Source organism: Pyxidicoccus fallax (assembly GCF_012933655.1).
GTDB lineage: Bacteria > Myxococcota > Myxococcia > Myxococcales > Myxococcaceae > Myxococcus > Myxococcus fallax.
The window spans coordinates 1-7,969 of record NZ_JABBJJ010000472.1; the positions used below are offsets into that span (position 1 = coordinate 1).

At 72.5% G+C, this 7,969-nt stretch carries 6 protein-coding genes; 3 read left to right on the plus strand and 3 right to left on the minus strand.

What is annotated here, in order from left to right:
- The 3 genes from HG543_RS57110 to HG543_RS49180 all read left to right on the plus strand — a co-directional run.
- A partial coding sequence (locus tag HG543_RS57110) for an MYXO-CTERM sorting domain-containing protein (protein WP_169351901.1) occupies positions 1–168 on the plus strand: 168 nt, incomplete at its 5' end.
- Positions 169–285: 117 nt separating this feature from the next.
- Entirely contained in the window at positions 286–2,049 is a 1,764-nt protein-coding gene (locus HG543_RS49175; protein ID WP_169351902.1) for a DUF885 domain-containing protein, read from the plus strand.
- A 120-nt stretch (positions 2,050–2,169) separates the two neighbouring features.
- The gene (locus HG543_RS49180) at positions 2,170–2,532 is read left to right on the plus strand and encodes a hypothetical protein (RefSeq protein ID WP_169351903.1); all 363 of its coding nucleotides are present in this window, start codon (positions 2,170–2,172) and stop codon (positions 2,530–2,532) included.
- 10 nt (positions 2,533–2,542) lie between these two features.
- Here HG543_RS49180 and HG543_RS49185 read toward each other — a convergent pair whose 3' ends face one another.
- The 3 genes from HG543_RS49185 to HG543_RS49195 all read right to left on the minus strand — a co-directional run.
- Entirely contained in the window at positions 2,543–3,103 is a 561-nt protein-coding gene (locus HG543_RS49185; protein ID WP_171818613.1) for an ECF-type sigma factor, read from the minus strand.
- A 234-nt stretch (positions 3,104–3,337) separates the two neighbouring features.
- A complete protein-coding gene (locus HG543_RS49190; protein WP_211194706.1) occupies positions 3,338–6,628 on the minus strand; it encodes an efflux RND transporter permease subunit in 3,291 nt (1,096 codons plus the stop codon).
- A partial coding sequence (locus HG543_RS49195) for an efflux RND transporter periplasmic adaptor subunit (RefSeq protein ID WP_169351904.1) occupies positions 6,625–7,969 on the minus strand: 1,345 nt, incomplete at its 5' end. The genes HG543_RS49190 and HG543_RS49195, both read right to left, overlap by 4 nt.

Sequence of the window (7,969 nt, forward strand, 5' to 3'; positions counted from 1 at the left end):
CCGCAGCCGGACCCGGACCCGCAGCCCGACCCGGACCCGCAGCCCACCCCGGGCAAGGATGATTCGGGCAACTGCGGCTGCAGCGGCTCGGGCGCTGGCGGCCTCAACCTGCTGGGCTTCGCCGCGCTGGCCCTGCTGCGCCGGCGGGTGCGCCGCAAGCACGCGTAGTCACGCCTGACGGGGTGCCCTGTCACGCCTCTCCATGAGGGAGGGGGGACGACGGGGCACCTCGCGGAACGCGCGGGCGGGTGCCCCAGGGCTTCGTGCCGCTGCTAGAACGGCGGCATGACTGGAGCCTCCCCCGCATTCCCGTCCTTCCGCCGTCTGCTGCTCGCCGCCTGCTGTGGCCTGCTTGCCTGTGCCCGTCAGGTGCCCACCCCCACGCCCGCCGAGCCGCCCCGGACGGAGGCCACCACCGCGAAGCCGGAGTCCTTCTCCGCGGTGGTGGACGCCGTGTTCACCGCGGCCTTCGAGTTCTCTCCGTCCAACGCCACCGCGTACGGCCTCCATGAGTACGACGCCCGGCTGGACGACCTGAGCCGCCCGCGCATCGAGGCGCGCATCCAGGAGCTGGAGGCGCTGCTGGCCCGCCTGCGCGCGGTGGACCGGGCCTCGCTGTCCTTCGACGAGGCCATCGACGCGGAGGCGCTGGAGAACCAGCTCCGGGCCGAGCACTTCGACCTGGGCGTGATGCGGACGTGGGAGCGCAACCCCATGACCTACGCCGGCCTCCCCGGCGGCGCGGTGGACGGGCTGATGAAGCGCGACTTCGCGCCGAAGGCCGAGCGCCTGCGCTCCGTCATCTCCCGCCTGAAGGCGGTGCCCGCCGTCTTCGCCGCCGGCAAGGCCAACGTGAAGAACCCGCCCCGCGAGTTCACCGACCTGGCCCTGCGCATGTCGAAGGGCTCGGTGGGCTTCTTCGAGGGCTCGGTGGCGCAGTGGGCGAAGGACGCGGCCGGCGGTGACGCCACGCTGCTGGCCGAGTTCACCCAGGCCAACGCCGGGGCCGCCGCGGCGGCGAGGGACTACGCGCAGTGGCTGGAGAAGGAGCTGCTGCCCCGCTCCACCGGCGCGTACGCGCTGGGCGAGGAGCGCTTCCTCACCAAGCTCCGCTACGAGGAGATGATTGATTTGCCCCTGCCGGAGCTGCTCGCGCGCGGCGAGGCGAATCTGGAGAAGGACTACCAGGCCTTCGTCGCCACCGCGAAGCGCATCGACCCGAAGCTCACGCCCGCGCAGGTGATGGCCACGCTGGAGAAGGACCACCCCACCGCGGAGGACCTGATTCCGTCCGTGCGCCGCTCGGTGGAGAACGTGCGCCGGTTCCTCGTGGAGAAGGACCTGGTCACCATCCCCTCCGAGGTGCGCCCGCGCGTGGAGGAGACGCCGCCGTACGCGCGCTCGGGCAGCTTCGCGTCCATGGACACGCCGGGCCCGTTCGAGACGAAGGCCACCGAGGCCTTCTATTACGTCACCCCGGTGGAGCCCGAGTGGACGGCGCAGCACAAGGAAGAACACCTGCGCCTGTACAACAAGCCCGTGGTGGACCTCATCAACATCCACGAGGTGTGGCCGGGCCACTACCTCCAGTTCCTGTACGCGCCGCGCTTCCCGACGAAGGTGCGCAAGCTGGTGAGCGTGGGCAGCAACGCGGAGGGCTGGGCCCACTACACGGAGCAGATGATGCTCGACCAGGGCTACGGCAACGGGGACCCGAAGCTGCGGCTGGCGCAGCTGTCCGAGGCCCTCCTGCGCGACTGCCGCTACGTCACGGGCATCAAGCTGCACACCGCGGGCTGGACGGTGGAGGACGGCGCCCGCCTCTTCCGCGAGCGCTGCTTCCAGCAGCCGGCCAACGCCTTCGAGGAGGCACGCCGCGGCACGTACAACCCCACGTACCTCTATTACACGTTCGGCAAGCTGGAGATTCAGCGGCTGGCCCACGAGTACACGGCGTCGAAGGACGCGAGCCTCAAGCAGTTCCACGATGCCTTCGTGGCCCAGGGCAGCCTGCCGCTGCCGCTCGTGCGCCGGCTGCTGCTGCGCTGACGGGCGCTGGCTGGCCGGGCACCGACGGTCCGGTCAGCCGTCCGACGCGGGAAGCTGCTCGGGCCCGGCGGGAGGGGACATCTTGAACCCCGAACCGCGATGACGGCGCGAGGAGGAGCCATGCGGATACACACACTGACGGCCATCGCCCTCGGACTGGGCGTGCTCGGGACGGCCCGGGCCCAGGAGGAGCAGGAGGTCCAGCAGCAACAGCAGGCGGACCCCTATTACGTATGGAGCTACGACTGGCGGCTGCCCCAGTCCGGGGAATCCGTATACGAGCCGCCGATGGCGGGCGAGTACGCGCTCCAGCAGCCGATGGTGGGCAGCTACCAGCTCGAGCAGCCGCTCATCGGCACCTATCAGCTCCAGCAGCCGCTCATCGGCACGTACCAGCTCCAGCAACCCATGGCCGGCAGCTACCAGCTCCAGCAGCCCATGGCCGGCAGCTACCAGCTCCAGCGGCCCATCGGCTCGCGCTAGCGGCCCGCGCTCAGTGCCCCAGCCGCTCCACCAGCCACGCGCGCGCGTAGCTCCAGTCCCGCTTCACGGTGGCGGGGGACACGCCCAGGGCCGCCGCCGTCTCCTGGACGCCCAGGCCCGCGAAGTAGCGCAGCTCCAGCGTGCGGGCCAGGCGCGGCTGGAAGGACTCCAGCTCCGAGAGCGCGCGCTCCAGCTCCAGCACCTCGATGTCCATGTCCGCCGGGGCCTCCACCTCCGTGGCGCTGAGGCTCAGCCGCTCCTGCCCCACGTCGCGGTACCGCGCCCGGAGCACGCGCGCCCGGTCCACCAGCACCCGGCGCAGGGCCTGGGCCGCCGCGCCGAAGAAGTGACGCCGGTTCTCGAAGGCCAACGCGCCACTGGATGACAGGCGCATCCACGCTTCGTTCACCAGCACCGTGGGCTGTAGGGTGTTGTGTGAAGCCTCGACCCGCGCCTCGGGGCCCGCGAGCTGCCGGAGTTCCTGGTAGGCCACCGCCATCAGCGCCTCGCGCGCGATCCGCTCCGCCTTGCCCGCGCCCTCCAGCCGCACTGTCAGCTCCGACACATTCATGGTGCCCTCCAGGACCTGCCGGGGCGCCACCGACCCGAACGTATTCGGCGCCCTTTCCTGACCTACGGCTTCGCCGGATTTTCTTGAGAATGCGGAGCCAGTGCCCCTCACGGGGAAAACATCTCCCTGCCCCACGGTCTGGGTTCGCACAGCCGCTCACATCCCCCAGGTCGGAAGAGGCGCTCGCGACGCCGTGGGGAATGAGCGCTGACGTGGGGAAGGCGCCGACCCGGCTCAGCCCTCTGCCTTCCGAGGTCGAGGCCGCCACGCCACCAGCGCGTGCAGGCTGACGTAGAGGCAGGGCACCACGAAGAGGGTGAGCAGCGTGCCCACGCCCAGGCCGAAGAGGGTGACGAGGGCCAGCGGGCGCAGCAGCTCGGTGCCTTCGCCGAAGCCGAGCGCGAGCGGCACCAGCCCCAGCGTGGCCAGCAGCGTGGTGATGAGGATGGGGCGCAGGCGCATGGGCGCGGCCAGGCGCATGGCCTCCAGCCGCGACAGGCCGGGGGACTCCTCGCGCAGCTGGTTGGCCAGCTCGACTAGGATGATGCCGTTGCCGACGATGATGCCCACCAGCAGCACCGCGCCGATGAGGGCGGTGGCGCCCAGGGCCACGCCCGTCAGCACCAGCCCGGCCAGCCCGCCCACCAGCGCGAGGGGGATGGTGAAGAGGATGACGAACGGGTCGATGAGCGAGTCGTACTGCACCGCCATCACCGTGAGCACCAGGAACACCGCCAGCGCGCCCAGCACGGCCAGCGAGCGCTGCAGCTCCCGGTTGCTCTGGGCGGCGTTGCTGGGGAGCAGGGACACTCCGCGCGGCAGCTTCACGCCCGCGAGGATGCGCTCCGTCTCCGCGATGGCGTCTCCGAGGCTCTCCCCTTCCGCCAGGTCGCCCGCGAGGATGAACACCTCGCGCTGGTTGATGCGCTGGATTTCGCCGGGCGTGGTGCCCTCGGTGACGGTGGCCACCTCGGACAGCCGCACGGGCGCGCGGCCGGAGTAGACGAGCGGGAGCTGCTCCAGCTGGGCGCGCGTGCGCAGGGACTCGGGAGCGAGCCGCACGCGCACGTCCACCAGGCGCTCGCCGCGCTGGAGCTGCGTGGCGATGGAGCCCTCCAGGGCCGTGGCCACCGCCTGACCGATGTCACCGGAGGACAGGCCAAGCAGGCCCGCGCGCTCGGCGTCCCGGCGTACCTGTACCTCGGGCTGCGTGGGGTCCGCGTCCGGGCGGAAGCGCGCCAGCTTCGCGTTGGCGTCCAGCGCCTCCAGCACCTGCCGGCCGGCGCGCTGCAGTGCCTCGGAGTCGTCCCCCGTCAGCACCACGTCGATTTCCGAGCGCACCGGGGAGTTGCTGGTGATGAGGCCGCGAATCTGCTCCGGCGAGAGCCGCAGCCGGATGTCCACGAGGTTGAGCTTCGCCAGCTCGCGATTCATGCGCGCCACGAAGGCCTGCGTGTCCGTCCCCGGCTTCAGGGTGATGGTGGACGAGGCGCGCAGCGGGTTCTCCGAGGTGGCGTTGCCGAAGAGGAAGCCGCCCACGGTGGTGAAGACGTAGCTCACGTCCTCCTGGCGCATGAGCAGGTCGTCCACCTGCTTCATGAGGCGCTGGCTCTCGCCCACGGGCTGCCCGGGTGGAAACTGCGCGATGAGCCGCGCCTGCCCCGTGCCCACGCGCGGGAGGATTTCGGTGGAGAGGAAGGGCAGCATGAGCACCGCCGCCAGTCCCAGCGCGCCGAACACCCCGGCGAGCACCCACCGCCGGTGCAGCAGCGTGCGCCACAGCAGCGAGGCATAGCGGTCCGTGACGCGCTCCACCTGGAGGGCGAAGGCGCGAATCACCTTCAGCCGGGACAGGCCGCTGGTGCGCCGCACCGCGAGCAGCCGCGCCGCCAGGGACGGCACCACCGTCAGCGCGGTGAGCAGCGAGGCGCCCACCGTGAAGAGCACCGTGAGGATGAGCTCGTTGAAGAGCAGCGCCACGAAGCCGCCGATGAGCAGGAAGGGAATGACGGCGACGAGGTTGGTGGTGGTGGAGGCCACCAGCGCCGACTCCAGCTCCGTGCTGCGCGACTCGGCCAGGGGGACCAGCTCGGAGAGCGGCGGGGGCTCCGCCGCGTCCGGGGTGGCGTCCGGCTCGGGCGGTGGGCCCGAGGGCGCCTCCTGCTTGCGGCGGCGCCGCTCGTCCACGCCGCGCACGATGTTCTCCAGCACGACGATGCAGCTGTCCACCGCGCCGATGCCCACCGCCAGCCCGCCCAGGCTGAAGATGTTGAGGGACGCGCCCGACAACGCCAGCAGGCTGACGGAGAGCAGCGTGCCCAGGGGGATGGCCAGCACCACGAGGAAGGTCTGCCGCAGCGAGCCGAGGAAGAGCAGCACCACCACCGCCGCGAGCGCCGCGCCAGCGAGGCCCGAGTAGGCCACGTCGCGGATGGAGCGGCTGATGAAGATGGACTCGTCGAGCGTCGCGGTGAGCACGGCGCCCTCGGGCAGGCGCCCGCTGCGCCGCAGCTCCTCCACCTGCGCCTTCACCCCTTCCACCACGTCCACCGTGTTGGCGTCCGGTTGCTTCTGCACGCTGACCTTCACGGCGGGCTGGCCGTTGAGGGTGACGAAGACGCGCTCGTCCTCGGTGCCGTCGATGATGCGGGCCAGCTCGCCCAGCATCACCCGGCGCTGCTGGGGCGGCGCGGTGGCGAGCACCGGCGCCCCGGCGGCCGGCTGCGGGGCGGGCACCAGGAAGGACACGCGCTCCAGGTCCGAGGCTTCGCGGAAGCGCCCCACCGTGCGGACGAGGGACTCGGCGCGCAGGCCCTCGAGCCGCCCGCCGGACACGTCCTGGTTCTCCGCCTCCAGCGCCTGGAGGACTTCGAGGAGGCCCAGGCCCGAGGCCTGCAACCGCTGGAGGTCGAGGTGGACCTGCACCTCCTCCAGCGCGCCGCCGGAGACGTCCACCGACGCCACGCCGGGCACCACGGCCAGCTCACGCGCGAGCTCCTCGTCCGCGAAGACGCGCAGGGCCTGTCCGGTGAGTCCGGGCGAGGTGAGCGCGAACTCCACGACGGGCTGTTGCGAGGGGTCCACCTTGAAGAGGCGGGGCTGCTCGACGGTGTCGGGCAGGTTGCCCCGGGCGCGGTTGACGGCGGCGGTGGCGTCGTTGAGCGCCTGGTCCACGTCTCCGCCCGGCTGGAAGTACAGGTCCACGCTGACGCGTCCCTCGCGCGTCTGCGAGTACACCTGCACGACGCCCTCCGTCGCGGCGAGCGCTTCCTCCAGCGGACGGGTGATTTCCTCCACCGCGACCTCGGGCGCGATGCCGGGAGCGTCCAGCCGCACGCCGATTCGCGGGTAGGTGATGGACGGCAGCAGGTCCACCGGCAGGCGGAAGAGGAAGAAGAGCCCGAGCACCACCGCGGTGAGCGCGAGCATCATCGTCCCGATGGGCCGCCGCACCGCGAGCGCGCTGAGCCCGCCGCGACGGGCGCCTCCTCCCGAGGCGGGTGGCGCCTGCGTCCCGTCGCTCACGGCCTGGGTCCTTCGCTGGTGCCGCCATCGACGCTCATCCCCGCGCCGCCGGTGCCCCCGCCCGCACCAGCGCCGCCACTTCCCGCGTCGCCTTGCGTCCTGCCTCCTCGTCCGGGCTCCTGCCCCGCGGGGTCGGACAGCGCGCTGGGGCGGACCCGCATGCCGGGCTGGAGCGGCTTCTCGGCACGCACCACCACGCGGTCGCCCTCCTCCAGCCCGGAGAGAATCTCCACCTGTCCATCGGCACGCGCGCCCACGCGCACCTCGCGCGCCTGCACCTGGGCCGCACCGCCCTGCCCTTCCCGCACCACGAACACGCGCCCCTCACCGCCCGGCGGCGGCGCGCCTCCATCCGTGCCCCGCGGTGGACCCGCCGTCCCTGGCGGCCCCCGGGGCTTGTCCACCCGCAGCGCCGACTCCAACACCAGCAGCCGTTCCTCCCCGCCCTCGTCCAGCTCGACGCGGGCCAGCAGGCCGCTGCCGATGCGGCCCTCGGTGTTGTCCAGCATCACCTCCACCGGCACCAGCCGGCTCACCGGGTCCGCCTGGGGAGAGATGCGCGCCACCGTGCCCGTGAAGACCCGGTCGGGGAAGGCGTCGAGCCGCACCGGCACCTTCGCGCCCGGCTCCACCCGCGACAGCTCCAGCTCGGACACGGAGATGGCCACCTCCACGCCGGAGAAATCCCCGACGCGCAGCACCTCGCCTCCCACCTGCACCAGGTCCCCAGGGTTGAAGAGCCGGGCCATCACCAGCCCGTTCAGCGGAGAGCGCAGCAGGGCGAAGTCGCGTCGCTGCCGCGCGCCCGCCACCAGCGCGCCCTGCGCCTGCACCCGAGCGCCCGCCGCCGCCGCGAGGCTCTCCTGCGCACGCACCTGCTGGGCGGCCGCCTCCACCGCCTGCCTCGCCGTGCGCGCCGTCGTCACGCGCTGCTCCGCCTCCTGCCGACTGGCGATGCCCCGCTCCGCGAGGCGGGCGTAGCGCTCCTGCTCCACCTCCGCTTGTTGGAGGGCGAGCCGCGCCTGCTCCAGCGCGCTGCGCGCCTGCACCACGGCCGCCTCCGCGCTCGCCACTTCCGCCCGGGCTCCGGCGGCTCCGGACTCCGCTTCGCTCACCGCAGCGTCGAGGAGCGACGTGTCCAGGCGTCCCAGCTCCTGGCCTTCCGTCACCCGGTCACCCACGTCCACCGTCAGCGACTCCAGGTGGCCCTCCACCCGCGCGCGGACGGATACCAGCTCCCTGGGCTGCGTCGTGCCCACGAGCGTGAGCGGCGCGTTGAGCCGGCCCCGCCGCACCTCCTTCACATCCACGGCCAGGGCACGGTCGCCCCCATCTCCGGGC